Source organism: Henriciella aquimarina (genome assembly GCF_002088975.1).
Lineage (GTDB): Bacteria > Pseudomonadota > Alphaproteobacteria > Caulobacterales > Hyphomonadaceae > Henriciella > Henriciella aquimarina.
Genome location: NZ_NCST01000077.1, coordinates 1 through 24,325, shown reverse-complemented (window position 1 = coordinate 24,325; position 24,325 = coordinate 1). Strand labels below are relative to the sequence as shown.

Genomic DNA, 24,325 nt, shown 5'->3' with positions numbered 1-24,325 from the left:
CCTCATGCCTTGGGTTCAGTTCACCTCGAAACACGAATGGCGCGTGCCCGGCAAGCGGGCCGTGCGGACCTTCCAGGAGGGCGCAAAGGAGAATGTTCCACGCGCCTGTGCGGATGACGCGGAAGCTAAGGGGAACGGCTATCGCACTGAGGGGCGTTCGAAGTCGGAAACGGAAGCCACACCCGAACCGGAAACCTCCGAAGTCTTCCTCACCGACGAGGCAGAGGACCAGCCCGAAGACGCCCCGAAAAAGCAATCCATGTTCGGCAAGCTGACAGGTACGGCAGACCGTGACGCCGGCTGATCATTCGCTCCCGCTCCGGCGCGCGGTCGTCGCCTATCTGCGCAGTGTGTCGGCCGTGACCGATCTTGTGACCGCGACCCGCATCTATGGCCGCCGCGTGCCGGACAATCCGACCTGGCCCTTCATCCGCTACGGTGTCCCTGACACACGGCCTTTCGAGGCTTCATGCTGGGGCGGCAGCGACAGCGCGATCACGGTTCACGCCTTTGCGCGCGGTCCCGACGAAAGCGACTGCGCCGAACTGGCGGCGGTCATTGTTGAAGCCCTGTCTTCCGATCAGCTCCCGCTTGAAAACGATCTTGGTCTCGTCTCGCTGGACTGGCAGCGAACGCAGATCCTCGAAGATGGCGACGAGAGCGCCGACTACCACGCAATCATGGAATTTTCGGTGATCACCACCGGATAGCAAGACCCCGCCCGGCCCAGGCGGAGGAATCAACGACATGAGGTCTGGGCAGCCTCGTGATGCACCGCTGTGAAGCGGCGCGGCCCAATAGAAGGATGCCCATCTATGGCACTGGCTCAAACCATCAAGTTCGGCTCGGCAATGATCATGCTGGGCGACGGCGCTTCCTCGGAAACGTTCGAAGCACCTTGCGGCTTCACCGAACTCACCATGACGGTGAATATCGAGAGCAACACGACCAACATTCCCGACTGTGACGACCCGGACCTTCCGTCCTGGCTGATCTCGGATGAGGTCTCCAAGCAGATGACGCTTTCCGGCTCAGGTGTGCTCGACAAGACCGCGAAGCAGACGTGGCACGACTGGCTGATGGCTGGCGGCGAAAAGAATGTCCGCTGGTTCCTCGACCTCTCCTCGGCTGACGGCGGCGGCTATTACGAAGCCCCGGCTGTTCTGACCTCGTATGAGGAAACCTTCTCGCGCGGCCAGCGTGCGCAGGTGAGCATCGGCATTTCGCTCAATGGCAAGCCGACTTTTAGCCCGGGCAACGCCTAGGCGACATGCTTCCATGCTTGGCGTCTTCGAATGAGGCTTATGAGCTTCCTTGAGACGCCAAGCTCTCGGGCCAAAGCTGCGCCGGATTTTGAAGACGACCGGATGCGGCGCACATCGGCTTCGGTCAGCTTGGAGTTGCCGGATTTCTCGCCACGCGGGTACGTCCCGTGCTTCAGCATATCCCGAAAGTTCTCCTTCGGGGTCGCCCATCTCAGGTGGTTTGGGTTGCAACAGGCTTCATTGCCGTTGCCGCACGAATGAGCGGCGTGATGTCTTGGCGTCGGCGGCTCGCCGTGAGCCATTCTGCACATGACGCGATGCGCCCATGTGTCTGTCCCGTCGATCCTGATCTTCGCATAGCCGTTCTTCGCGGTCGCGAATGGCCACGGCAGGCAGGCGTCCCCTTCATGGTCGGCGTGCTGCTCCAGCCACGCCACGGTCGAGCCAGTGGGTATTCGCCCGGCCAGCGGGTCACCGTATCGCTTGAAGCGAGAATAATGGGCGCGGCAAAAGCCCCTACAGTAATGCGTATTGCCGCAGTCCGAAACTGAACATAGACGTTGGGTAGCCATTTCGACCTCCTTCAAAGGTTGGCTTGGTTAGAACCCGTTTGGCGTTGGCGCGCCGGGCGGGTTCGCTTTCTGTTCTAACGTCTTTTCTCCCGTAAATACAGGCTAGGGAGGACGTTTTTTGTCCACCAAATATCGAAGCTGCGAGGTCACGCTTGAGTTCGCAGACGCAGACTATCTCTTCCGGCTCCCGCTCAAACGGATCGCGGAGCTGGAAGAACGCTGCTCAGCCCCAATCGGTACGCTCTGGAAACGGGTCTGCCTCACCGGCGACTACAAGGGTAACGACCTTATTGAGACCGTCAGGCTTGGTCTCATCGGCGGCGGCATGGATGCCCAGGAGGCGCGCAAGCTGATCGAACGCTATTGCGATCAGTGGCCGCTCGCCGAATGGCACTCCCATGCCCTCGCCATCCTCGGCGCCTGCGTCGAAGGTTACGAGGTCGCTGAGACGACACCGGAGGCGGACAGCCCAAAAAAGCAGAAGGCGGCGGGGACGGATACCTCAACCTCGCCGCCTGCTACGCGGTCGGCCTCGAAAAAGGCGTCAGCCCGCAAGCCATCGAAGACCTCACGCTCTGGCAGTGGCAAGGCATGATCGCCGAGCACAACAAGCTGATGAAGCCTTCAGGATCTGAAGCGCAGACGGATGAAGAGTTCGATGCTGCGCTCGACCGCATCCGGGCAATGAACCTGCCCGATGTGAGGGTTTAGATGTGAGTCCAACTCTTGCGGCGGACTATTCCGCTGACGGTTGTTGGCGTCACATCGAATATTGCCGCAAGCTGAGAAAGGGAATGGGAGGGCCTAAGTCGGCGCATTTCCAGCACTTGGTCTTCGGTCAGTTTGGCGTGCGGATTGGCCTCACCGATTTGATGTGTCCCATGCTCAATTTTGTCGGCCATGTTCCCGGCTGCGGTTTTCCAGCTCAAGTGCTTGGGGTTTATGCAGCAAGGATTTCCACAGGAGTGGGCGGCATGCCAGTTTTGAGATGGTGGCGCTCCGTGCGCTTGTGCGCAGACAGCCCGAGAAACGAAAACGGGTTTTCCAAACAGTGATATTCGCGCGTACCCCTGCTTGGTTAACCTGAATGGCCACTCGATACACTCGTCAGTGTCAGAGTCGAGGGCTTGGCCCAAAAATGCCAGATGCTTTTTCTGGTTTGTCTTGAAGGGCCTCCGGGGCGAGGGAGAGCCGCTTCTCTGTACGCGGGCATAGTGTGAGGAACAAAACCCTTTGGCCAAATGCGGGCGCTGGCAGTCGCGGACGCTGCATTGGCCGTCATGATTATGATTTCGCATCGGGCCGCCAGCCGTGGGGGAGCCATGCCGGAGAAAACGTAGATGATGGGCCTTGCACCATCCACGCGCCTTAACCGGCTTGCCGCAGCCGTCGATAGAACATATTCGGGAAGTAGCCATGAGAGCCTCCACATAGGCTGATTGGTCAGAACCCGCTTTGGCGCGCCAACGCCGGGGCGGGTTCGCTACCTTACCCCAATCGACACCATGAACAAAACAAAAACCTGCCCACGGGCGGAAAGGTATTCGTATGGCTGTCAGTGCGGATAAAATCATCGTCGAACTTGAGGCTCGCGTCGCCGAGTACGAGCGAAAGATCGCTGGTGCTGACCGCAAGTTCGACAATCACATGGATTCCATGCGCCGGTCGGCAGGACTGACCGAGCGCAAAAATGTTGCCGCCTTCAACAATATCGGTCGCTCTGCCGATAATATGGGCGCGAAGCTGGCCGGTGCGGCATCCGCTCTGGCCCTCGCTGCCGGAGCTGCTGCTGGCATCCGTGTCTTGGCAACGTTCGAACAGGCCATGTCGTCGGTCGCCGCCGTCAGCCAGGCGACGGGTGAGGAGCTGGACGCTCTCACGGCGAAAGCGCGTGAGCTCGGCGCCACAACCCGGTTCTCGGCCACTCAGGCCGCAGAAGGCATGTTGTTCCTTGCCCGTGCCGGTTTCGACACGAACGAAGTGCTCGGAACAATCGAGGGCACGCTGCAGCTTGCACAGGCTGGTGGTCTGGACCTTGGGCGCGCTGCAGACATTGCGTCGAACGTGTTGCAGGGCTTCCGCCTGGAAGTCTCCGAAACCGCTCGCGTGGTCGACGTTCTGGCCAAGGCCGCGAACTCCTCGAACACCGACGTGAACCAGCTCGGCGAGGCCATGAAGTACGTCTCGCCGGTGGCAGCGGGCCTCAATGTCGGCATCGAGGATACTGCTGCGGCCGTCTCGGCCCTGTCAGATGCTGGCATTCAGGCGGAAATGGCTGGCACCGGCCTCCGCCGCGTCATGATCGGCCTCGAAAAACAGTCGAAGCAAGGCGAAAAGGTTCTCGCCAAGTACGGGCTGACGATGGAAGATATTTCCATCTCAGCGACCGGGTCTCTGGCCAACTCGCTGCGAAAGCTATCCGAAGCTGGAATCGCAACCGCTGACGCCATGACGCTGTTCGGCTTGCGGGGCGGTCCTGCCTTCGAAGTGCTGCAATCGTCCGTTCCGAAAATCGACAACCTCACGGCAGCCTTTAATGATGCCGAGGGCACCGCCGCCCGCATGTCCAAGATCATGGATGACAATCTGAACGGCGCGCTGCTCGCAACACGCTCGCGCCTGGAAGAGCTTGTCCTGGCCTTGGGTGAGGCTGGCGCGACCGACGCCCTGATCAACGCTCTTGAGGTTATGCAAGACCTGCTTACCGGGCTGGCCGAGAATGCAGATATTGTCGTCGCGGCGATTGTCGGTCTGACGACAACCGCTCTGCTGCCGATGGCCGCCGCCATGGGCGGAAAGGTCATTGCGGCTGTGACGGCGCTGCAAGCCGAATTGGTTGCGCTCAACGCCATTGCCGGTACGAGCACGACCGCGATCAAGACATTCACCGCCGTTGCCGGGCGCCTGCTGATCACTCTAGGCCCGCTTGGTATCGCGCTCGCCGCGAGTGCGGCTGCCTACGGGCTCATGGCCAGCAACGGCAAAGACGCCGCCGCCTCGATCTCCGCAGCCGGCGATGCGCTGCGCAAGTATGACAGCGTGAATGCGCAGATCACCGAAGACATTCGCACGCTGACCGGCCTACAGAACGATCTTTCCGATGCCATCGAGAACCAGAAGCCAATTATTGAAGCCACGAAGCGCGCGGACATTGCTGCATTGAATGAGCGGATCGCGAAGAATAGGGAGTTGGCTGGGGTGCTTGAAGCACAGGCCCGCGCTGAACTTGCGAACGCGCAGAAGAACTCTGGCCGCTTCACAAGCCGAGAGGCGCAAGACCTGTTCGGAGAGCGAGCGTTCGGTGAACGCCAACAAGCCGGGACCACTCCCGGCGGCTCACCGATGTATGTTCGCCCTCTGAAGTCGCAAGAAGAGTTGAACCGGCTGTTGAGGGAAGAATATGAGCAAGTCACCGCTATTCAAGATGCTGGCGGCCAGCTGAGCAAGCAGCAGCGCGACATCATTGACGCCTATGCCGAGAGGCTTGGTCAGGCACAAGATTTGCGCGCCGCGGAAGAGGAGGTTGCAGCGCTCCGAGAGGCTAGGCTTGGCGGCGCACCCGCTGGCGAAAGCGCCGCCATCATTCCGACCGACCCTGAAGGGTTTGCAGGAGGCGGCGGCGAGATCGATAACACCTCCCAGATTTCCGCAATCGAGGAGATCGCCGAAGCGCATCGCCAGATGTTCCAGGCCGAGGCCGACCAGATCGAGCACAACTATCAGGCGCAGATCGCGGCCATCAATGCCACGAAGGCCGCTGAGGCGGACAAGGAAAAGGCTCGGGAGCAGGCACGCGCGATAGCGGACGCGGAACTCGTCGAGCTGCAGAAGCGAGAAGACGCGCGCATTGCCCAACAGCAGGACTTCGCCGACATGGTCATGGCGTCCCGTGACCAGATGCTCGGCAATCTCGCATCCATGCTGGACCGCGAATACCGGCTGAAAGAGGATCAAATTCGCGCCGAGCTGAAAGATGCAGCCGAACTTGAAGACGCCCTGCTTGCCCTGAAGGAAGAGCGCCTCGCCGCAGAAAAAGATTTGCGGGATCAGGTGCTTCAGGAGGGCCGCTACGCCGATGATGAGCTAAGCCGCTTCCAGGCCTATTATGATGAGCGGCTGGTGATCCTGCAGGATGCCCTCGAACAAGAGAAGATCACGAAAGAGGAGCACGACCAGGAAATCGCGGAGATGAACCAGGAGAAGCGCGACCTGGAGCGTGAGGCGGAGATCGCCAATCAGCAGATGATCCTTGCTGCGACGAGCGACTTTATCTCAGCGCTCGGCAACCTTGCCCGCCAGCGTTTCGGGGAGAACTCCGCACTTGCCAAGGCTTTCTTCCTTGCGGAAAAGATCGCGGCTGTTGGACACGTCATTCTGAACGCCGAGGTTGCCAAGATCCGCGCACTGGCAGAGCTCGGCCCGATTCTTGGACCTCCGGCTGCAGCATCTATCGAGGTCGCCAAAAACCTGAGCCTCGCCACGATTGCGGCTCAGACCGTTGCTGGCTTCAAGGACGGTGTCATCGACCTGCAAGGCCCCGGAACGTCTCGATCCGATAGCATTCCGGCCCGACTGTCGCGCGGCGAGAGTGTCATCACCGCAGCGGGCACGCGGCTCAATGCCGGCCTGCTTGAGCAGATCAATCGCGGGGTCGATGTGGAAGGCCAGCTCGCCAGGATCACGCAGCCCGTGAACGTGAGCCCTTCCTACTTCTCGCCAGGCGGGCGCCCGATCAATGTTGCGGGCTCCAGCATCACTTTCACCGGCCCGATCAATCAGGACACCATGCCAGAGGTGCGAGCCTTGCTGGATGAGTACGATCGCAAACAGGATCGCCGTATTGAGCGAGCCCTGTACCGCGATCGGCTCTACTCTACGCCGAGGCGCCAAAAACGGGACATTTTCGGGCGGTAGGTTTCTCAACGGTTGGTTTGCGGCTAACCTCCGGCCCGATTCGGAGGAGCTATGAAAAAACTGATCATTCTGGTGGCCGTGATGTTGGCCGGCTGTGGGGGCGGGGAAGCGAAATTCCAATCGGCCTGCGTAGACGCCATAAAGAAGCGGCTGAAGGCGCCCAGCACTTTTGAGCTCATCGAAGCTACAGCAGATCATCAAAAGGTTCCTCTTCCGGCTGAGCAAGTTATCCGCGCTGAGCTAGAGTCATTGGAAGATCGCGACGACATCGACTCTCGGGTTCGCCAGGCCCGTCTCAGAAGTGACTTGGCGCGCGCCACGAGCGGGGAACAATACAAAGCGACGAACCTGCGGCTATACATTGAGTATGACGCCCAAAACTCGATGGGTGTGCCGCTTCGTGGGGCAGTGATCTGCACCGTCGAAGGCGGTCCCAACGGAGAGTTTTCAGCAGACGACGGCTGGAATGTTGAGATAGACGGCGAGACGCACACCGACTGGATCGTTAATCAGGTGAAGCGCGGGCAATGAGTGACTCGCAGTTTCAGGTTGACCTCATCGTAAAGGGTAGCATCGAAAAGCAATTGAAGGCGTATCGAAAGGCTTTCAGGAAGCGAGAGAAGCGCGAACCGTCTGCGGAAGAATTGCAGTTAGAGATATTCGATGCCGAGCGCGCCTACTATGATGAGCACTGGCAGATGGGGCTGGCTAGAAACGCCCTGCTTCACCGCGCACGGTATTTGCACCGACTGAAACGCTACCGAGACGCCATTCTCTACTACTTGGCGGTGAGTGTTTACGACGCAAATGGGCCCAGAAACCTAGGAGTCTATGAAAGGCGCGGCAAAATCGTAGGCCTAATCGATGACCGCCCCCCGTTTGATGTGAACGATAGCCTCTACATGGGGGTGAACGCCACAATCACACATTACATCGGTATTTGCTGCCGCAAGGGGAAAATGACCGAAGAAGACGTGGAGCAGATCTATAAAGAGGGTGCCGTGGAACACTTTGACGAACACATGCCGCTTGGGCCCGACCAAGTGTGGTCGATGCTTCAGGAGAAGCTGGAAATCTAATTCTATGGCAGCTCCGCCTCCAGTAGGCGGCGTATGGCCTCTTGCCGATTAGGTAGGTCCTCAAGCGTCCGGCGATGCGCGTCGAGACGCTCCAGCAGCTCATTGGAAAGTCGCAGGGTCAGCGCAGTCGTATCGACTTGCGGTCGGCCCTTTTTTGACTTTTTGATGTTATCTGTTGACGTCATGACTTTCTAATGTCATAAAATTGCGAACCGGGCAAGGAGTACCAGTCCATTGCCCGGCTCTAACCAAAGCAACCTGCCTAGAGGTCACAATGGCTAACCCTTCTTTTGAGAATCCCCGCCGCTTTGTCGAGTCCGATCCTGTTTCGGCGCTCATCGCAAAGCACAATGCAATGTCAGAGCCGTCCAAGGACAGCTATGTCGAGGAAGTCCAGGGCGACTTCATGTTCCCGTATCTTCGCAGCGGTGACATGGTTCTGGTCGATCCCTGCAATGACAGCCTGTCTGATGGTCTTGCGGTCTTCGAGTTCGTGCCCGGTGTGGCGAAGGTCTGCCGCGTGCAGCTGATGCCCGGACAGGTCCGCATCTTCGGCGACAACAAGAACTATGACGAGCAGTTCGTCTCAACGGAACGTGCCTCGCTGGCCCTGATGGGCCGGGTGAAGGGCATCTTCAAGCGCGTTTGAGGGAGACGGACATGACAGTCATCAACATCAAGCAATCCGACGCTCTCGACATGGTGGACGGCATTCACGAGGCCGCGTCGCTCATCGACGGCATGATCACCTGTGCGGAAGCGATGCAGGACGAGCTGTGGGCTCGGATCAAACATGCGGGGCAGGCGGGCACCAGCGAGGGCTTCAACGAGGCCCTGACCTGCACCTTCTCAATGATGCGGTCGCAGGTCGCGGCGCTCAAGGCACTGGCGGACTAGGACCGCCGATCAGGCACAATCAGGAAAGGAGACTGGCATATGCTCATGCCAATCGACGACATACGAGTCGGCGAACGCTACCGCCGCGAGCTGGGCGACCTGCAACCTCTGGCCGACAGCATCGCGAAACAGGGGCTGCTCCAGCCTGTCGGCGTCACCGAGGACGGGCTTCTCGTCTTCGGTGAGCGCCGGCTCACGGCGTGCCGGGATATTCTCGGACTGGCAGAAATCGAAGCCCGCATCGTCAATGTCACGTCCATCATCGAGGGTGAGCATGACGAAAACGAGGTCCGCAAGGACTTCACTATATCCGAGCGTGTCGCCATCGGCGAGGCCGTCGAGCGGATGCTTGGCGAACGACAGGGGCAGCGCACCGACCAACTTAGGGTCAATTGCGCCGAAGTTCCGCAGGGCCGTAACCGCGACCTTGCCGCCAAAGGCTCAGGTTTCGGGTCGGGCACCACCTACGAGCGAGCAAAGAGCGTCATCGAGAGCGCAGTCCCTGAACTCATCGGCAAGATGGATGACGAGGAAATCTCGATCTCTGCGGCCGCGACCATAGCCGCTCAGCCGAAAGAGGTTCAGGCCGAAGTTATCCAGCTTGACCGGAAGGCCCGCAACAAGGCCGTCAGCCGGATCAAGAAGGGTGAGGGCTACAGCCTCGACGACCCCGAACTCGCCCGCAAGATGCAGCAGCACATCATCGAGAAGGTCCAGGACATCAATGGTGGGCTGAGGCAGGCGGACGAGGCAGGCATGACCGGAGAGGAATTTCTCCGCGATGCGCTGCCCTACACCATCCAACAGGTCCGCGAACGCGCGCCCCGGCTGATGGCATTTCTTCAGGCAATTCAGGAGGTCAACCATGACCAATCAGCAACGGGCTAAGCTACGGACCATCGTCAGCCAGATAGCCCTCGAACTTCGCGCCAAGGGCGCGATGACGACACGAGCGCTCGTCGAGGAGGTGATGGACAGACACGCCGACCTTATAGAGGACGCAAAGGATATGCTCATGAAAGAGGCTCTCGCCGGATGGGCGCGCCGCGCGCTCAAGTCCGACCGCGACGAGCTGAAGTCTCCGCAGTTTGAAATGCCCTATGAGCTTGCCGGCGTGAAGCTGCCCGCCGCCATTGCCATCCCGTACACGGATGATGATGACGAGGACGCGCCACTCTGGACGCCCATCGAGGACGCGTCCTTCAGCCAGCTGGAAGCGAACCTTTCAATGCTTCGTGGCCAGATCGCCGCCGACATGCGCAAGCTGCAAAGCATCGAGCAGCTGCACAACTATCTCGCCCCCTTCATGGCGGACGAGCGCCGGGATGATCCTATCGGCCTCGTTCTTCGTGAGCAGGCGGCGAAGCCGATCCCCAAGTCCGCCTAACCCATCACCCAGCCCCGCTCCGGCGGGGCTTTCATCATTACGCCGCCACCAGCGGCTCAATGTCTGACACGTCGACCTTCGCACCGTCTTCGATGAGATCGTAGTTCATCTGAATGTTCATCCAGAACTCTGGCGTGGTCCCGAAGGCTGCGGCCAGGCGCTTTGCTGTATCGAGCGTCACAGCCGTCTTTTCCTTGACCAGGCGCTCGATGCGCGTGCGGGGCACGCCGATATGCTTGGCAAGGCGGCCCGCGCTCACGCCCATCGGGTCCATGAACTCGTGCTTGAGAATTTCGCCCGGATGTACCGGTGTTTGAAGGCTGACCATCTGAATGCTCCTTTCAGTGATAGTCGACAATCTCAACGTCTTCGGGGCCGTTTTCGGTCCAGATGAAACAGATGCGCCACTGGTCATTGATCCGGATCGAGTGCTGTCCCGCACGGTCGCCCTTGAGGGCTTCCAGCCGGTTTCCCGGCGGCACTCTCAGATCGTCCAGAACGTGAGCGGCCTGAAGCATTGCGGCCTTGCGTGTCGCAACTTTCAGGATCTCTGACGGGAAGCCTTTCCGGGTCTTGCCGGTCAGAACCTGCTTGATCAGATCGCCCTTGGTGCTCTGTATCATGAAGTGATACGTATCACGCCGTGATACAAAGTCAAGTCTGACGTGAATCTTTTTCACGCCGCCCTCCGAAGCGGCTTTTTCTTTGCCCGAAAGGTAGACCATGAGTGCAGGTGAGCAGGCACCCTGCCTCGGCATTGTCGAGGCCCAATGGAGCCGCGTCGAAAACCAGACCCAGATTGCGTCAAATGCCGGTGAGGCCGACGTTATCGAGATCGGCGAGCCGTTCTGGCGGATCGAGCTGGACGTCGACATCAAGGACCGCGCCCATTTCGACGACTGGGACAGCTTTCTTGCCAGGCGCCGGCTGCATGACCTGACCTTCACGATCTGGCGGACCTTCCGGCCGAGGCCGCGCGACCTCCAGATCACATCTGACATTGGCCTTTATCTGGACGCTGTCAGCGTTTCCAGTTCAATCATAAAGCTCTCAAGCTATGGAGCCAACAGGAAGGCCTATCCCGGTGACATGATTTCCTACATCACAGCAGGCGGTGGCTACTGGATCGGGCAGGTCACTGAAGAGGCGACGGCAAGCGCGGCGGGCGTGATTGAGTGCAAGGTCTGGCCAAGGCCCGTAACCCCGGAGGCTGGCGGGTCGTCTCCGCGCCGGATACAGGCGCTTGGGGAGTTTCGGCTGATAGAGCAGCCGCGCATTCGTGAAGGCTTCAAGCGCTGGAGCTTCCGCATCGAGGCGGAGCAGGTGCTGCGATGACGAGGCAAGCTCGCTGGTTTCTCGATATCACGCTCGACGATGAGACATTGCGCTGGTGGTCGGGCACTGGCTCCGTCAGTTTCGACGGCAATACATATACAGGACTCGGCACGCGCTGGACGCCGCCAGAGAGCCTGAAGCGGAAGTCGTCACTCAAGTCTGAAAAGCTTGAGCTGGAGTTCGACAGCTCTCGCCAGAGCGATAATTCCGACCCCATTGGCAGCCTTCTCGATGAGAAGTGGCGCAATCGCGCCGTTCGGCTGCGCCGTCTCGCATGGGACGCTGGTGACAGTCCGGATGATGGCGACGTGCTCGAAGATGAGCGTGGCCGCATTCGCAACCTTTCCGACGCCCTGAAGAAAGATGATCCGGCGATCATCACGATGGAGATCGAGAGCGGGGCGCTCGCCTATCTCGAGCGGCGCATGGAGACGCGCTCACCGGCCGGCCAGAAGGCCGTTTTCGCGGGCGACAAGGGCTTCGACCTCATCGCCCAGCTTGAGGGCGCCACGCTGCCTTGGCGAACCAAGCACAAGAAGGCCGGCACCGTCCGTGTCGAACTCCAGGAGGAATATGAGCCGGCGCCGCGGGAGCTGGCTTTCGGGCGGTTCGCGACGTCCGGAACCTTTGTTGCCGCCTTCACTGGCGGCCAGCAGAGAAAGTATTTCCAGCGCGTCTTCGCGCTCGCCGATCACCGGATCAACAAGCTCGACAAGGTCTGGATCAACGGCTATCTCGCCCGCAATTCCGCGCTGAGCCATGGCGTGCGTACACTCGTCTATCTCGAAGGCAACAACGAACAGCGTTGCTGGGTGACGTTCTATGACGGCCGCCCAGACCAGACGGCAGATTCCTACCTCGTCGGATCGGCCTCGACCTGGACCAGCAGCCACCGGTTGCGCGGTGTCGCGTATGTGATCGTCGAACATCTCTGGGATAGCGACCTTCCGGAGAGTTTCGACTACCGCTTCAGCGGCGAGGGAGCACTCCTCTACGACCGCCGCAAGGACACAACGGCCGGCGGATCTGGTTCACACCGCTGGGATGATCCGGCAACGTGGGAATATTCCACGAACGCGATGGTCGCTGCCGATCACTACCGGTCAGGCATCCGGATAACATCAGGCTCGTCTGCTATGTGGTTCGGCGTGGGCGAGCCGGTCGATGCAGTGCCTTATGCCGAGTTCGAGAGCCTCGCCGATCATTGCGACGAGCTGGTCGCCCTGAAGGGCGGCGGAACGCAGAAGCGTTACGAGGTCAACGGCATTCTCTCGGCTGACGATGACCATGCCAAGAACCTGCAGAAGATCGCCGACCAGATGGCCGCGCGTGCTATCGACCAGGGCGGCCGCATTTCCATTCGCCCACCGATCGAACGCACGCCGGTCATCACGCTGACTGACGGAGACACCATTCGCGACAGCGAAAGCATTGCCGACCCTGGCGGGCGTATCGACGACATGGTGAATACGCTCTCGGGGCGTTTCATAAATCCTGCCAATGATTACAAGAAAGACGACTATCCGGAAGTCTCGATCAGCGCTTATGTCGCTGACGACAATGGCGAGATCAGCGACACGCTGGACCTCGACATGGAGATCAGCGGCGAGCGCTCCCAGCGCATTGCGAAGCTGAAGATCGAGGACAGCCGCCGCATCTTCGAACTGGAGGAGACTTATGGCGTCAAGGCCCGCGTGATCGCGCCGGGCGAGTGGTTTGTGCGCGAGAGTGTCATTCGTGGGTTTCCGGGGGGCAAGACCTTCATCTGCGAAGAGGTCGAACGCTTCCTGGACGGCAGTATCCGGGTCATGGCCTGTGAGGTCGACCCGGACCAGCTCGTTTGGGATGAGGAGACGGCTGTTGACCTGTCTGTGCCGCCGGCGTTTCCGCAGACGGCGCTACCGATCGTGCAGGTGCCGTCTGTTTCGTTGACCGCCGTCGAGCTTGGGTCCAGCAACGTGACGCCTGGCGTAAGGCTGACACAGAGCCTGCCGACCGACCTTACTGAAGTGTTGGCCGAGGTGATCGAAGTCGAGTTCGGCGTCTCTGACGGCAGCGGTGGCATTAGCGGGCAACCACAATATGTCCGGTTCGATGCGCTGCGGGCGAGCCTCACGCTGGCCGGGTTCCTGCCGTCGACAGTCTACGCTTTCCGGTTCCGGGGGATCGACGGCCGCCGCGGCAGCGACTGGTCGTCATTCCAGACGGTAACGACGACCGCGAACGCGACGGCAACAAGCGCCGGCGTTGTCGCGTGGTCCGGTGTGACTGGATCCGGCAAGCCGGAAGACAATGCCGACGTCACGTTTTACAATACAGCCGCAGCCATTATCGGACAGGACTGGGGGGCGACGGCGAGTGAAGGCGATGCGTCAAATGATGTGGTGCGTCAGGAGGCGGCGCCGCTAAACCGGCTTCCAGAACAGTATGCCATGCCGCATCAGGCCAGCCGCCCGGCGCTTTATACACCGCAGGGCAATGTCAGAACGACGGACACAAGCCGCGCGCATGCCGTGTTGCGTGGGCTGAGCGCCATCCCGGTCGAGAGCGACGAGACGCAGCCATATTTCTTCATCCGCCTGACGAGCGGATCGGGCCGGACAAACATGGTGCTGCCGGATGGGCGGTTTGCTTACAAGATCCTCGTCAGCACGTTTTCCAGCGTCACCAGCATCACCGTCCGGCTGCGGGACGCTTCGAATGTCTCGCGCTACAGCTTCACCTTTGCGCGAACAGCCGCCACCCAGCTTATCGAAGGGTATTTCGACGTCTCCGGGGCGTCCGCGGGCACCAATGAGTTTTATCTCGATCTCTCCTTCGGGTTGTCCGGCACGGTCTATTCGCAGGCCTGGTATCACTACGCCTATATCGCGCAGATCCCGACGACACAGAGCGCGCTCGGCCCGCTGCCAGCCATCGACTACAAGCTGCTTGGCATTGAAGACGATGCGGACGTAACCGGCGACCACGTTGCGGCGGGCTTCCAGGGACAGGGCGCGCTAGCGACTCTAAATGAACTAGGGCCGGCCTATCTTGCTGTGCCGTCACTTGCGGCGATCACGGGGACAATCGGGCTTCTGCGAACCGCGACAAGTGGTGCTCGGACCGAAATCGAAGACAACCAGATCAGGGTATATGACGCCAGCGGGACGCTGCGAGTCCGAATGGGGGTTTGGTAATGCCACAAGGCTTGCAGGTATTCGATGCCAGTGGAAATTGTATCCTCGATACCACAAGTCTTGTGGCGCGGATACTGGGATCCTTTTCGGCGGCGGCGGGCTCATCCGGTAGCGTCGACAATTCTCTTTTTAGTCAGGCTGAACCATTTGCGTTTCCAGTTATGGAGTTCTCCGGATCAGAGACGATGTGGTCCTTTTCGGCGCATCCGACGGCCCCTGATATTTCGTTCACTGGAAACACGCTTAGCTGGAGCCGTGATGCGGCGCCGGCCGGAAACACGGCGCCAGCCTGCACCATCTATTACGGGGTCATGTGATGCCGCAGGGACTGCAGCTCTTCAGGGAAGACGGGTCGCTTCAACTCGACAGTAATATCAAGGTGCCGGTCTTTCTCAGGAAGGGCTCTATTTCGCCAACGGAAATAATTCCAGGCGGTCCCTCAAAGGCGACGGTTTCCCTGGCCGCTGGCGAATTGCTGGCATTTCGGTGCGCATCTCCGGCGATCCTGAATGTGAAACGCTCTGGATCCGTCGACATCCATAGCACAGGCGGGAGCGCCAATCAGATACACTACTATGTGTTCGGCTTTCAGAGCGTGTCGCCGTCGTTTGGGCTTCAGGTGTTCGACGCTAGCGGGGCAAAGGTCTATGACGCCACGCAGAAGCCACTGAATATTGTCGGCATTCTGGATGACGCAACGAGCAGCCTCGATCTTCCGAGCGGCACATATGCCGCTTTGCAGGAGGCCGTCAGCATGAGCGACACACGCATCTCTCTTCCTCCTCCGCCAGCGCAGGCCACCTCGCTGGAGGCAAACCTGACCGCAACCGGCTGTCAAATCCACCCATCGAGCGGGGAGGTTTCAAAGGGCGTAGGACTTGTCGACAGGAAAATTTATTCGGGGTCATTTACATCCTTCCAGCGAAACCAGTGGGACGGTTCGTCAAAATCCAACGGTCTCACATCAAAATTTTTCATTGCCAATGTGACCGGCTTTTAGCCTGTCACCGTCAGGAGTCCCCATGAGTACCTACCCGAACACCGTCCCGGCCGTCCGGGAAGCCCTGCAATCCTATGTGCCGCCAGAGAGCATCGAGGGCGCATTCTATGGCGCGCTCTCGAAGCCGCCGGTGCCGATGTTCGTGGCGTGCTTCGATCTTCTGAAGGAGGTCGAAAACGACAGCGAGCAAACACTCGATGACGAGGGCCGCAAGCTTCTCTGCGGTTGTGCCGAGCTGATCAATCTCGGCCAATGGTTCGGCAAGGCCTCGGAGGCGCTCACGGTTCTGATGAATGTGGCGCCGACGCTTCCGGAGGATGATCAGCTGCCGGAAGGCGTTACCGAGTAGCAGACCCCATGTTCCGACCGATCACGGCCATGCTTCAGGTGTGGCCTTTTTTGTATCCGCAACCCGAAAAGGCGGCCCCCATGTCAGGTTTCAAGCTGGGCGCCCGGTCACGAAGTGAGCTGACCGGCGTGCACCCCGATCTTGTGCGCTGTGTCGAGAAGGCCATTGCCACGACCCCGCAGGACTTCTCCGTGCATGACGGTATCCGCTCGCCGGCCGAGCAGGAGCGGCTGGTTGCGCGCGGTGCGTCCAAGACGATGAACTCCCGTCACCTCACCCAGCCGGATGGATACGGCCATGCGGTCGATCTCGTGCCGTATGTGAATGGTCAGCTTCGCTGGGAATGGCCGCTCATCTATCCGATAGCCGCCGCCATGCACGCGGCTGCCGATGAGGTTGGCGTGCGTCTGCGCTGGGGCGGCGTGTGGGACCGCATGCTCGACGAGCTGCCCGGCACGGCGGACGGGCTCAAGCAGGCCGTCCAGGAATACGCCGTGCGCCATCCGGGACCCGATTTTTTAGATGGCCCCCACTTCGAGATCCACCCCGCCTGATCCTCACCGAATGTCCGTCCGCGAGTGTGTGCGGCCGGTCTGCGTAACCCGCCCCGCCAGTCAGGCAGGCGGGCTTTTTGTGACTGAAACCCCGAAAGGAAATCCCCCATGTCACTATCCCCGATGAAGTGGGCCGTGCTCGGCGCGGTCATGCTGTTCGGCGCGGTCTCCTGCGTCGCCTGCACCCAACTGAACGATGTTCGCTCGAAGGTCGGCCTCCCGCCGGTCGCTGACATATCCGCTGCCTGCGAGCAGCTTCCGACCGACGAGGCCCGTGCGTCTGAAATCGCCGAGACCGGCGACCGCGTGGCCTGTGAGGCCTTTGCCGGCCTGCTGGCCTATGAGGTTGCCCAGAAGTCCGTGATCAACCTCCAGGAAGCCGCTGACGGCTCTGGCGACGAGGCCCTCATCAAGACGGCCATCAAGGCCGGTGAACTCGAAGCCAAGGCCGCCCCGGTTGCCAAGGCGCTGAACCGGGCCATTGATGCTTTCGTCTACCTCCACGGTGAAGTGCTTCGCTATGAGTCCGAAGGTGTTCCCCCGCCGGCCAGCCTGCTCCGTGAGGCCGCAGATGCCTATGGTGTCCTGACCGAGAAGTGGGACGAGGCGAAGCCGATCTTTGACGAGCTCGGCGACCTGTAGTCGCCGCCTCTCCCCCGATTTCCTCTATCCCCCGAAAGGAACATTCCCATGTTCAATCTCACCGAATGGCTGACCATGATCGAGCGCGCCCAACAGGTCGCTCGCATCTTCGAAGGTCAGAACAAGGTCATCGACACCGCCCTCGATATCGTCGAGAGCGCAACCCGCTATACCCGTCTCGGCATCCAGTTGGACAAGGATATGGCCGCTGATGTGAAGGAAGCTGCCGACCTCCTGCAGCAGATCATCGACGACAACGGCCGGATCGACGATGCTGCGCTCGATGCCCAGCTTGAGCGTCTGAAGGCGAACTCTGCGACCATCGCAGCGAACACCGAGAAGCTTCGGGCCCAGCTCGAAGGCTGACGTCCGCTGACGCCTGATAAGCGGGCGTCACCGCAGCCGGGCAGGGGCTTGGGGGCTGTCTGCCCGGCTGCATTCTTCCACACTGGGTCACTCGCGGGGCGCGACGGAGGCCGAACCCATCCAATCCATGGAGACGGCATGAATATGGAAACGCTTCTTACGATAGTCTTTGTCCCGATAGGGGCAGCTATCTCCGGGGCCTTTGTGGCGCTCTGGCAGAAGCTGAACAAGAAAGACGAGACGATCCTTGAACTTTCTCGCGACAATATCGCTTTAGCAACTGCGGCAAAGGAAGATGCCCGTGATGACGTCGCCCAGCTCATGAAGGCGGTCGACGCCATCAAGGTCGCAGCCGAAAGCGTTCAGAGCATGGCCAAGATGCGTGAAGACATTATCGAAATCCGAAGCCTCCTGGAGGGCAAGGGATGATGATGCGCAAAGCAAAGGCCTGCCTGGAAGAAGCTCGGAAGCATCGCGATGACGACGGCGTAAAGCTTGTCCGCGCAGCCGTGAGACTCACACTCGATCAAGTCGTGGAGGATCTGAAGCGGGAGGTCGGCGAACTGAACGCCCGATCTCGATCACCTTCGACGCCGGCAAAAATGAAACGCCGCGAAGCCTGACCCGCTCCGCAATCCGTCGCAGGAATACGAATGCCTCGGGCCTCACGGCTCGGGGCATTTTTTTATGCTTGGAACGCGCCCGGAACACCGATGTCCGAACGCGGGTCCGAACGAGGTCCGAACGGCTTCACCTGAAATCGCTGAGAGCCCCGTCGTGAATGGTGGTTGGAGGGAGACTTGAACTCCCGACCTCATGATTATGAGTCATGCGCTCTAACCAGCTGAGCTACCCAACCATGGCCATTCGATTGCCGCGAGGCAGTTTCCGGACGACCGCCATGCGGGTCCGAAGCGGGCTGAATACACAGTCTGACCCGGCTTCGCAACCGCCTAATCCAGCAGCTCTGCGACATGATCGGCAAGGGCGAGCGAGGAGGTGAGGCCGGGGCTCTCGATGCCGATGAGATTGACGAGGCGGGTATCGACCGTGCCGATCCTGAAATCGCCCGATGGCTCGCCGGGGCCGACGATCTTGGGGCGCACGCCGGCATAGTCGGGCGCGAGCGCGCCGTCCGGCAGACCGGGCCAGTAGCGCCGGGCGGAGGCGTAGAAATGCTCCGCGCGCGCCGGGTCGACGCGGTAGTCGAAGGGCGGGGCGGCCTCCTCGGGCAGCCATTCGGCATCGGGGCCGAGCTTGCCGCGCCCGGACAGATCCACGGTGAGATGCAGGCCGAGGCTCGCGCGGCCCGGCATCGGATAGATGAGGCGGGAGAAGGGCGTGCGGCCCTGGATGGCGAAATAGCTGCCCTTCACGAAGCGCGGCGTCGGCAGGCCGTCCTGCAGGTGCGGGCCGTCGATACGCCGGGCGAGGGCGACGGCATTGTGTCCGGCGGCATTGACGACGCTGCGCGCGGTGATGCGCACCGGCGTGTCGCCGCCGGTGACGAGTTCGACGCCGCTGGCTGTGACGGCGCCGCGGTCGATGGGGGTGGCAAAGGCGATCATGCCGCCATGGTCTTCCAGCTCTCCGCGCAGGGCGAGGAAATAGCCATGGCTGTCGAAGATGCCGGAGACGGGCGAGCGGATCGCGGCGGTGATCTCCGGGCTGAGGGCGGGCTCGATGTCACGGGCCGCCTTGCCGCTGATCAGCTTGAGGTCTTCCACGCCATTGGCCTGGGCGCGCTTGAGGATATCGGACAGCCCGTCGGCCTCGTCGGCATGCGCGACAACCAGCTTGCCGCAATTCTTGTAGGCCACGCCATGGGTGTCGAGATAGGCATAGAGCTGGCGCCGCCCGGCGACGCAGAAGCGCGCCTTCAGCGAGCCGGTCGGATAATAGAGCCCGGCATGGATCACCTCGGAATTGCGCGAGGAGGTATGCACGGCGATGGCTTCTTCGGCCTCGGCGATGATGACGTCGCGGCCTTTCATGGCGGCCGCGCGCGCCACGGCGAGGCCGATGACACCGGCACCAATCACGACAAGGTCGGCTTCAAGCGTTTCCATATGCCCGATCTAGTCGCAAATGCGCGATTGGGCGAGGCATCAATTCGCGCTAGATTGCCACCGGCAATGAAGAAGATGCTCGCTGTCTCCGTGCTGATCAGCTTGCTCGCCGTCTGGCCTGCCATGGCCGAACGGGCGGAAACGGCTTTCAATGCGGGGCGCTTTCTGGACGCGGCGCGGATCGCCGAAGCCGAGGGCGGGGCCGACAATCTCGCTTATGCGGCCCGGTCGTTTCTGGCCGAGGCAGTTGCGAGTGGCGCGCCGGCGCCTCTGCAGCTCGATCGGGCAGAGGCCCTGGCGCGGCGCGCGCTGGAGGCGGATCCGGAGCATATCGAGGCGCGCCTGCAGCTTGCCATCGCGCTGTCGCTCAAGTCGCGCGCGATGAGTACGGGCGAGGCGCTGGAGTCCGGCTATGGCCGCACCGCCTGCGACCTGGTGCAGTCGGTGCTCGAGGACGATCCGGACAATGTCTATGCGCATGGCTTTCTCGCGATCTGGAACATCGAGGTGATCCGCCGCGGCGGCGGGCTGGGCGCGGCCTTCATGGGGGCGAGCATGGGCCAGGCCCGGCGCCATTACCGCGCGGCGACCCAGACTGGCGAGGCGGATCTCTCCATTGACTGGCAGTTCGCCCGCGCGCTCGCCTCTCTCAATGCTCGCAAGTATCGCGACGAAATCGAGGCCTCGCTCGCGCGTGCGGCGGCTGCCCATCCCGACACCGCGCTGGCGGAGATGATGCAGAGCCGGGCGCTCTCCTTCCGGCAATATGTCACCAGCCATTCGCGCCGGGACATCGAGGCGCTGGCGGCCAGCCTGCTCTAGGCGGTGGAGGACTAGCGCTCGGGCCAGCCGGCGCTTTCGCCGATAAGCTGGATCAGGCGCTGGCCGCAAAAGGTGGCCCCCGGGCCACTGTCCGGACGGTTGGCGAGGGCATCGCGGTGGGGCACCAGCGCCAGGCGCACCGCCTCGGCATTGAGCCCGCCATTGCGAGCGGGATCGGCCAGGAGGTTTTCGCTGGCGCGCAGGGCCTCGCTCATGGCGGTGAGCTGGCGGTCGGTGTTGGCGAGCTCGCTGTAGCGCGATGAGCGGGAACCGGAGCGGGCCTCCACCCCGGCGCCGTTCAGCGTCATCAGGCTTTCGAGGGCCAGCTTCTGGCGCTCGATCTCCGGACGCAGAACGACAAAGCAGCTCGCTGCGGCGTCACCGATCGGGCTGAGCTGGGTGTCGGCGAAAATGGGAAAGCGCGTCTTGTCATTCATGATGAGCGGCGGGGGCGCGGTCGCAGTGCCGAGAATCGCGCTGGCCGGGGACGGCGCCTTCTCTGCCGAGATGGGTGTCTCGGAGGAAGTGGCAGGAGCCCCGGCAGCAGGGGCGTCCGGCGCGGGTTCGCTGGCCCAGGCGGCCCCGCCGGCGGCGATCACGATGTCGGCCGGCAGACGCTTCAGGGCGGCTGGTGCCGAGGTAGTGTCCCCGCCCTGGGCGGCCTGGACATACCATTTCGCGGCGGCCTTCGGGTCCGGTGGAATACCCTCGACGCCGAACTCGAAGACGCGGCCGAGATGGACGAGCGAAGAGCGCTCCCCGAGGCTGGCGGCCTGTTCGAGCAGGGCGACGCCCAGGGGGCGGTCGATCTCGATGCCATAGCCATAGAGATAGGCCTGTCCGAGCACGGCAATCGCCTCCGGGACGCCATCCTCGGCATGGCGGGCGATGATCTCGATGTGGCGATAGTCCTCGGCGAGATAGGCATCGATGGCCGCACGCAAGTCCTCCGGCTGGGCGGAGGCCGGCGCAAGCGGGAGAAGACTGGTCAGAAAAGCTGCCAGGGTGAACCGGATCATGACTGTTACTTTATCGACGGGATTGGCCCCGTCCAGCGTTTCGCTTCATTGGAGCGGGACCGTAGCGGCGCTTGCCATACGGTCGGACGGTCTGCCGGAAAGGCGCCACCTATTCGGCCGCGACGGCTTCCTCGATGGCGGTCTGCTCTTCCAGCCAGTGCTCGGCCTCGAGCGCGGCCATGCAGCCCATCCCGGCGGCAGTGACAGCCTGTCGATAGGTCTCGTCGGTCACGTCGCCAGCGGCATAGACGCCCGGAACGTTCGTCTTCGTCGTGCCCGGCTCGGTGATGATGTAGCCATTGGCTTTCATGTCGAGCTTGCCCTTGAAGAGCTCGGTCTGCGGGGCGTGGCCAATGGCGATGAAGACGCCATGCACATCGCGCGTGAATTCCTCGCCCGTCTGGATGTTCTTGAGTTTGGCACCGGTCACGCCAAGCGGGTTCTCGTCGCCGATCACTTCTTCCAGAACCGTGTCCCAGAGCATCTCGACCTTGGGGTGCTTGAACAGCCGGTCCTGCAGGATCTTTTCCGCACGCAGGGAATCCCGGCGGTGCACCACGGTGACCTTGGAGGCAAAATTGGTCAGGAAGAGCGCTTCTTCCACGGCGGTGTTGCCGCCGCCGACCACGATCACTTCCTTGCCGCGATAGAAGAAGCCGTCGCAGGTCGCACAGGCCGACACGCCGAAGCCCTGGAACTTCTCCTCGCTCGGCAGGCCAAGCCACTTCGCCTGGGCGCCGGTGGAGATGACAATGGCGTCTGCTGTATAGACCGTCCCGCTTTCACCAACCGCCTTGAAGGGCCGGGTCTCGAAGTCGACTTCGGCGATGTGATCCTCGGAGACTTTCGTGCCCATCTTCTCGGCATGCTCACGCATCTTCTCCATGAGCTCGGGGCCCTGGATCTCGGCAAAACCCGGATAGTTCTCGACTTCGGTCGTGATGGTCAGCTGACCGCCCGGCTGCAGGCCGGCCACGACGCGCGTGTCGCGCATGGCGCGGGCAGCATAGATGGCGGCGGTCCAGCCGGCAGGGCCGGACCCGATGATCAGGATTTCGGAATGGAGGGTCTCACTCATCACCCGTGCTCCAGTCTGGTCTGTCTCAGCCCACAGGTATGGGGATTCTTGGGCCGTGAATAAACCCCCGGCCTGCTCAACCCGGCGTGAAGCAGGACTATTGCACAGGCTTGCGCACTTCCACCGTGGCGTGGCTGACACCGAACTTCTCTTCCAGGCGGTCCTTCACCGCCTTGCGGAGCGTATCGAGGCAGACGCCGTCCTTCGCGGTGACTTCCAGTGTGACGAGCGGTTTCTGCTCTGTCAGCGCCCAGGCGTGGATGTGGCCGATCTTCGCGGCATCCGTGAGATGGGCTTCGAGGTCGGCCTTGATGTCGGCCGGCTCCAGTCCGGAGGGGACGCCCTCGATCAGGATGTGGGCCGATTGCAGGGTTACGCGCACGCCGCCAATGATGATCAGCCCGGCGACGAGCATGGAGAGCAGCGGGTCGATCGGCATCCAGCCGGTGAAGATAATCACCAGCGCAGCTGCAATGGCCGCGACCGAGCCGAGCAGATCGCCAGCGACATGCCAGAGCGCGCCCTGCAGGTTGAGGTCTTCCTGGTCGCCGCCATGCAGCAGGACAAAGGCGAGAATGTTCACCAGCAGTCCGGCAATCGCGACGCCCATCAGGACATTGCCCATGACCGGTTCCGGCGTGATCAGGCGCTGGACCGCCTCGAAGATGATCCAGGCGGCTAGCAGAAGCAGGGCCATGCCGTTGACGAAGGCAGCGAGGATCTTGAAGCGCGCCCAGCCAAAACTGCGCCGGTCGTAGACGGGACGCTCGGCCAGCTTGAAGCCAAGCCAGGCCAGCGCGAGCGAGCCGGCATCGGTCAGCATGTGCGCCGCATCGGCCAGCAGGGCGAGCGAGCCGGAGATGACCCCGCCCACCACTTCGGCGATCATGAACGCGAAGGTCAGAAAAGCGGCAAGCGCCACCCGCTTGCGCGCATCGGCAGTGTCGACGGCGGGCGCGTGCGAGTGCCCGTGGGAATGATCGTGCGAATGGGCGTGGTCGTGGGCCATGCGCCAAGAAATGAGGAGACTCCGGCGGAGAGTCAATAAAAATACAGAAAAAACAATATTCTAGATATGTTATTCCGTTTCATTGCATCCAGTCGGGCAGGACGACATCGCCATTGTCGCCATGCGCCTTCATGGCCGGCTGCGGATGACGGGCGAGCAGGCGCTTGACGATCTCGTCGGCGACCCGGTCGGCCTCGCGCAGGGGCTCATAGGTCCATTGCTCCAGCTGGCCTTCGAACCAGCGGGCACAGCCGCGCCGGATCAGGCTTTCATGCAGGCGGTCGAACTTCGTACTCGTGCCTTCGAGCCTGGCGATATGCACAGGCAGGCCGTGCCAGGCGGCGTCCGAGAGCATGTTGGCGCTGTCTTCGGTCACGATGGCGGCGTCGGAATAGACCAGCCAGGCGAGATAGGGGTTCGGCCCGTCTTCCGGGCCGGCCCAGAAACGGGCCCCGATCCGGTCGGCGAGCGCACGCATCCTGGCGACGACCGGCACGGGCGTGCGCCGCGACGTCGTGATGCGCAGGCGCCAGCCAAGCCCGGAGAGGCGCGTGAAATCTTCGGCCAGACGGTCGGCAGCGGCTTCGGAGAAGGTGTGCGCCTTGGAGTCGCCGCCCAGGATGACGACGCAGGATTTGCCATTCTCGTCGGCGAGATCGGCGAAGGCCTGGCCGGCCTCCTCGATATCGTCCGGGGCGAAATAGGAGGGCGCACCGACCGTGCGGATGACGTTCGGGCCGTCGAGGCCGTCATGCTCGGGCACGACGATCAGGTCGAAATCGCCCCGGT

At 61.6% G+C, this 24,325-nt stretch carries 31 protein-coding genes and 1 tRNA gene; 21 read left to right on the top strand and 11 right to left on the bottom strand.

The features are described 5' to 3' along the window. The first annotated feature begins 4 nt into the window (after window positions 1-4). The 3 genes from B8784_RS12455 to B8784_RS12445 all read left to right on the top strand — a co-directional run bounded on the left by B8784_RS12455 (window position 5) and on the right by B8784_RS12445 (window position 1,265). The gene (locus B8784_RS12455) at window positions 5-304 is read left to right on the top strand and encodes a hypothetical protein (RefSeq protein ID WP_084398278.1); all 300 of its coding nucleotides are present in this window, start codon (window positions 5-7) and stop codon (window positions 302-304) included. Beyond that, a complete protein-coding gene (locus tag B8784_RS12450) occupies window positions 291-710 on the top strand; it encodes a DUF3168 domain-containing protein (protein ID WP_084398277.1) in 420 nt (139 codons plus the stop codon). The genes B8784_RS12455 and B8784_RS12450 overlap by 14 nt, the downstream gene beginning before the upstream one ends. Window positions 711-815: 105 nt before the next feature. Beyond that, window positions 816-1,265 (top strand): phage tail tube protein, encoded by a 450-nt coding sequence (locus B8784_RS12445; protein WP_084398276.1) that lies wholly within the window; start codon window positions 816-818, stop codon window positions 1,263-1,265. Here the strand turns inward: B8784_RS12445 and B8784_RS12440 are convergent. Next, on the bottom strand, window positions 1,262-1,837 hold the full coding sequence (locus B8784_RS12440; protein WP_084398275.1) for an HNH endonuclease: 576 nt from the start codon (window positions 1,835-1,837) through the stop codon (window positions 1,262-1,264). The genes B8784_RS12445 and B8784_RS12440 overlap by 4 nt on opposite strands. 118 nt (window positions 1,838-1,955) lie before the next feature. Between B8784_RS12440 and B8784_RS12435 the strand changes: the two genes are divergently transcribed. Beyond that, complete coding sequence (locus B8784_RS12435; RefSeq protein ID WP_084398274.1) at window positions 1,956-2,432, top strand: gene transfer agent family protein; 477 nt, start codon at window positions 1,956-1,958, stop codon at window positions 2,430-2,432. Between the two features lie 112 nt (window positions 2,433-2,544). Here B8784_RS12435 and B8784_RS22200 read toward each other — a convergent pair whose 3' ends face one another. Next, window positions 2,545-3,135, bottom strand: a complete 591-nt coding sequence (locus tag B8784_RS22200; RefSeq protein ID WP_407646485.1) for an HNH endonuclease — start codon at window positions 3,133-3,135, stop codon at window positions 2,545-2,547. Between the two features lie 250 nt (window positions 3,136-3,385). Here B8784_RS22200 and B8784_RS12430 point away from each other — a divergent pair, with 250 nt between their 5' ends. The 3 genes from B8784_RS12430 to B8784_RS12420 are packed head-to-tail and all read left to right on the top strand — an operon-like array spanning window position 3,386 to window position 7,830. After that, window positions 3,386-6,751 carry a phage tail tape measure protein gene (locus tag B8784_RS12430; protein ID WP_084398273.1) on the top strand — a complete coding sequence of 1,122 codons (3,366 nt, stop codon included), beginning with the start codon at window positions 3,386-3,388 and terminating at the stop codon, window positions 6,749-6,751. A gap of 51 nt (window positions 6,752-6,802) precedes the next feature. After that, the gene (locus tag B8784_RS12425) at window positions 6,803-7,282 is read left to right on the top strand and encodes a hypothetical protein (RefSeq protein WP_084398272.1); all 480 of its coding nucleotides are present in this window, start codon (window positions 6,803-6,805) and stop codon (window positions 7,280-7,282) included. Then, on the top strand, window positions 7,279-7,830 hold the full coding sequence (locus B8784_RS12420) for a hypothetical protein (RefSeq protein WP_084398271.1): 552 nt from the start codon (window positions 7,279-7,281) through the stop codon (window positions 7,828-7,830). Before B8784_RS12425 ends, B8784_RS12420 begins: the two co-directional genes overlap by 4 nt. Window positions 7,831-7,832: 2 nt before the next feature. Here B8784_RS12420 and B8784_RS22195 read toward each other — a convergent pair whose 3' ends face one another. Then, complete coding sequence (locus B8784_RS22195; protein ID WP_143435464.1) at window positions 7,833-8,015, bottom strand: ribbon-helix-helix protein, CopG family; 183 nt, start codon at window positions 8,013-8,015, stop codon at window positions 7,833-7,835. A gap of 89 nt (window positions 8,016-8,104) precedes the next feature. Here B8784_RS22195 and B8784_RS12415 point away from each other — a divergent pair, with 89 nt between their 5' ends. The 4 genes from B8784_RS12415 to B8784_RS12400 are packed head-to-tail and all read left to right on the top strand — an operon-like array spanning window position 8,105 to window position 10,114. Further along, complete coding sequence (locus B8784_RS12415; protein ID WP_084398270.1) at window positions 8,105-8,479, top strand: S24 family peptidase; 375 nt, start codon at window positions 8,105-8,107, stop codon at window positions 8,477-8,479. 11 nt (window positions 8,480-8,490) lie between these two features. Beyond that, window positions 8,491-8,727, top strand: a complete 237-nt coding sequence (locus tag B8784_RS12410) for a hypothetical protein (protein ID WP_084398269.1) — start codon at window positions 8,491-8,493, stop codon at window positions 8,725-8,727. Window positions 8,728-8,766: 39 nt separating this feature from the next. Then, a complete protein-coding gene (locus tag B8784_RS12405) occupies window positions 8,767-9,615 on the top strand; it encodes a ParB N-terminal domain-containing protein (RefSeq protein WP_084398268.1) in 849 nt (282 codons plus the stop codon). After that, window positions 9,593-10,114: a hypothetical protein gene (locus tag B8784_RS12400; RefSeq protein ID WP_084398267.1), complete on the top strand. Its 522-nt coding sequence runs from the start codon at window positions 9,593-9,595 to the stop codon at window positions 10,112-10,114. The genes B8784_RS12405 and B8784_RS12400 overlap by 23 nt, the downstream gene beginning before the upstream one ends. Before the next feature lie 37 nt (window positions 10,115-10,151). Here the strand turns inward: B8784_RS12400 and B8784_RS12395 are convergent, their stop codons facing one another. After that, on the bottom strand, window positions 10,152-10,442 hold the full coding sequence (locus B8784_RS12395) for a HigA family addiction module antitoxin (RefSeq protein ID WP_084398266.1): 291 nt from the start codon (window positions 10,440-10,442) through the stop codon (window positions 10,152-10,154). A gap of 13 nt (window positions 10,443-10,455) precedes the next feature. After that, on the bottom strand, window positions 10,456-10,737 hold the full coding sequence (locus B8784_RS12390) for a type II toxin-antitoxin system RelE/ParE family toxin (RefSeq protein WP_084398357.1): 282 nt from the start codon (window positions 10,735-10,737) through the stop codon (window positions 10,456-10,458). Between the two features lie 100 nt (window positions 10,738-10,837). Between B8784_RS12390 and B8784_RS12385 the strand changes: the two genes are divergently transcribed. From B8784_RS12385 to B8784_RS12345, 9 genes are all read left to right on the top strand, one after another. Further along, the gene (locus tag B8784_RS12385) at window positions 10,838-11,449 is read left to right on the top strand and encodes a hypothetical protein (RefSeq protein WP_084398265.1); all 612 of its coding nucleotides are present in this window, start codon (window positions 10,838-10,840) and stop codon (window positions 11,447-11,449) included. Then, complete coding sequence (locus B8784_RS12380; RefSeq protein WP_084398264.1) at window positions 11,446-14,628, top strand: phage tail protein; 3,183 nt, start codon at window positions 11,446-11,448, stop codon at window positions 14,626-14,628. The genes B8784_RS12385 and B8784_RS12380 overlap by 4 nt, the downstream gene beginning before the upstream one ends. 316 nt (window positions 14,629-14,944) lie before the next feature. After that, complete coding sequence (locus tag B8784_RS12375) at window positions 14,945-15,628, top strand: hypothetical protein (RefSeq protein ID WP_084398263.1); 684 nt, start codon at window positions 14,945-14,947, stop codon at window positions 15,626-15,628. 22 nt (window positions 15,629-15,650) lie between these two features. Then, window positions 15,651-15,977 (top strand): hypothetical protein, encoded by a 327-nt coding sequence (locus B8784_RS12370; RefSeq protein ID WP_084398262.1) that lies wholly within the window; start codon window positions 15,651-15,653, stop codon window positions 15,975-15,977. Window positions 15,978-16,057: 80 nt separating this feature from the next. Then, window positions 16,058-16,531: a M15 family metallopeptidase gene (locus B8784_RS12365; protein ID WP_084398356.1), complete on the top strand. Its 474-nt coding sequence runs from the start codon at window positions 16,058-16,060 to the stop codon at window positions 16,529-16,531. 108 nt (window positions 16,532-16,639) lie between these two features. After that, window positions 16,640-17,173 carry a hypothetical protein gene (locus B8784_RS12360; protein ID WP_143435463.1) on the top strand — a complete coding sequence of 178 codons (534 nt, stop codon included), beginning with the start codon at window positions 16,640-16,642 and terminating at the stop codon, window positions 17,171-17,173. 48 nt (window positions 17,174-17,221) lie between these two features. Further along, window positions 17,222-17,539 carry a hypothetical protein gene (locus B8784_RS12355; RefSeq protein ID WP_084398260.1) on the top strand — a complete coding sequence of 106 codons (318 nt, stop codon included), beginning with the start codon at window positions 17,222-17,224 and terminating at the stop codon, window positions 17,537-17,539. Between the two features lie 144 nt (window positions 17,540-17,683). Continuing rightward, window positions 17,684-17,968, top strand: a complete 285-nt coding sequence (locus B8784_RS12350; protein WP_143435462.1) for a hypothetical protein — start codon at window positions 17,684-17,686, stop codon at window positions 17,966-17,968. Continuing rightward, window positions 17,965-18,162, top strand: a complete 198-nt coding sequence (locus tag B8784_RS12345; protein ID WP_084398258.1) for a hypothetical protein — start codon at window positions 17,965-17,967, stop codon at window positions 18,160-18,162. The genes B8784_RS12350 and B8784_RS12345 overlap by 4 nt, the downstream gene beginning before the upstream one ends. A 159-nt stretch (window positions 18,163-18,321) precedes the next feature. On the opposite strand, the gene B8784_RS12340 is transcribed toward B8784_RS12345, so the two are convergent. Both B8784_RS12340 and B8784_RS12335 read right to left on the bottom strand, forming a co-directional pair. Continuing rightward, a tRNA-Met gene (locus tag B8784_RS12340) sits at window positions 18,322-18,398 on the bottom strand. 94 nt (window positions 18,399-18,492) lie between these two features. Continuing rightward, window positions 18,493-19,608: an NAD(P)/FAD-dependent oxidoreductase gene (locus tag B8784_RS12335; protein WP_084398257.1), complete on the bottom strand. Its 1,116-nt coding sequence runs from the start codon at window positions 19,606-19,608 to the stop codon at window positions 18,493-18,495. Window positions 19,609-19,674: 66 nt separating this feature from the next. Here B8784_RS12335 and B8784_RS12330 point away from each other — a divergent pair, with 66 nt between their 5' ends. Continuing rightward, entirely contained in the window at window positions 19,675-20,430 is a 756-nt protein-coding gene (locus B8784_RS12330; protein WP_084398256.1) for a tetratricopeptide repeat protein, read from the top strand. A gap of 11 nt (window positions 20,431-20,441) precedes the next feature. On the opposite strand, the gene B8784_RS12325 is transcribed toward B8784_RS12330, so the two are convergent. From B8784_RS12325 to B8784_RS12310, 4 genes are all read right to left on the bottom strand, one after another. Beyond that, window positions 20,442-21,449: a tetratricopeptide repeat protein gene (locus B8784_RS12325; RefSeq protein ID WP_084398255.1), complete on the bottom strand. Its 1,008-nt coding sequence runs from the start codon at window positions 21,447-21,449 to the stop codon at window positions 20,442-20,444. A 109-nt stretch (window positions 21,450-21,558) separates the two neighbouring features. Next, window positions 21,559-22,527 (bottom strand): thioredoxin-disulfide reductase, encoded by a 969-nt coding sequence (gene trxB / locus B8784_RS12320; RefSeq protein WP_084398254.1) that lies wholly within the window; start codon window positions 22,525-22,527, stop codon window positions 21,559-21,561. Window positions 22,528-22,624: 97 nt separating this feature from the next. After that, window positions 22,625-23,536 carry a cation diffusion facilitator family transporter gene (locus B8784_RS12315; RefSeq protein WP_084398253.1) on the bottom strand — a complete coding sequence of 304 codons (912 nt, stop codon included), beginning with the start codon at window positions 23,534-23,536 and terminating at the stop codon, window positions 22,625-22,627. A gap of 79 nt (window positions 23,537-23,615) precedes the next feature. Continuing rightward, on the bottom strand, window positions 23,616-24,325 hold a 710-nt coding region (locus B8784_RS12310; protein WP_199288581.1), incomplete at its 5' end, for a mitochondrial fission ELM1 family protein.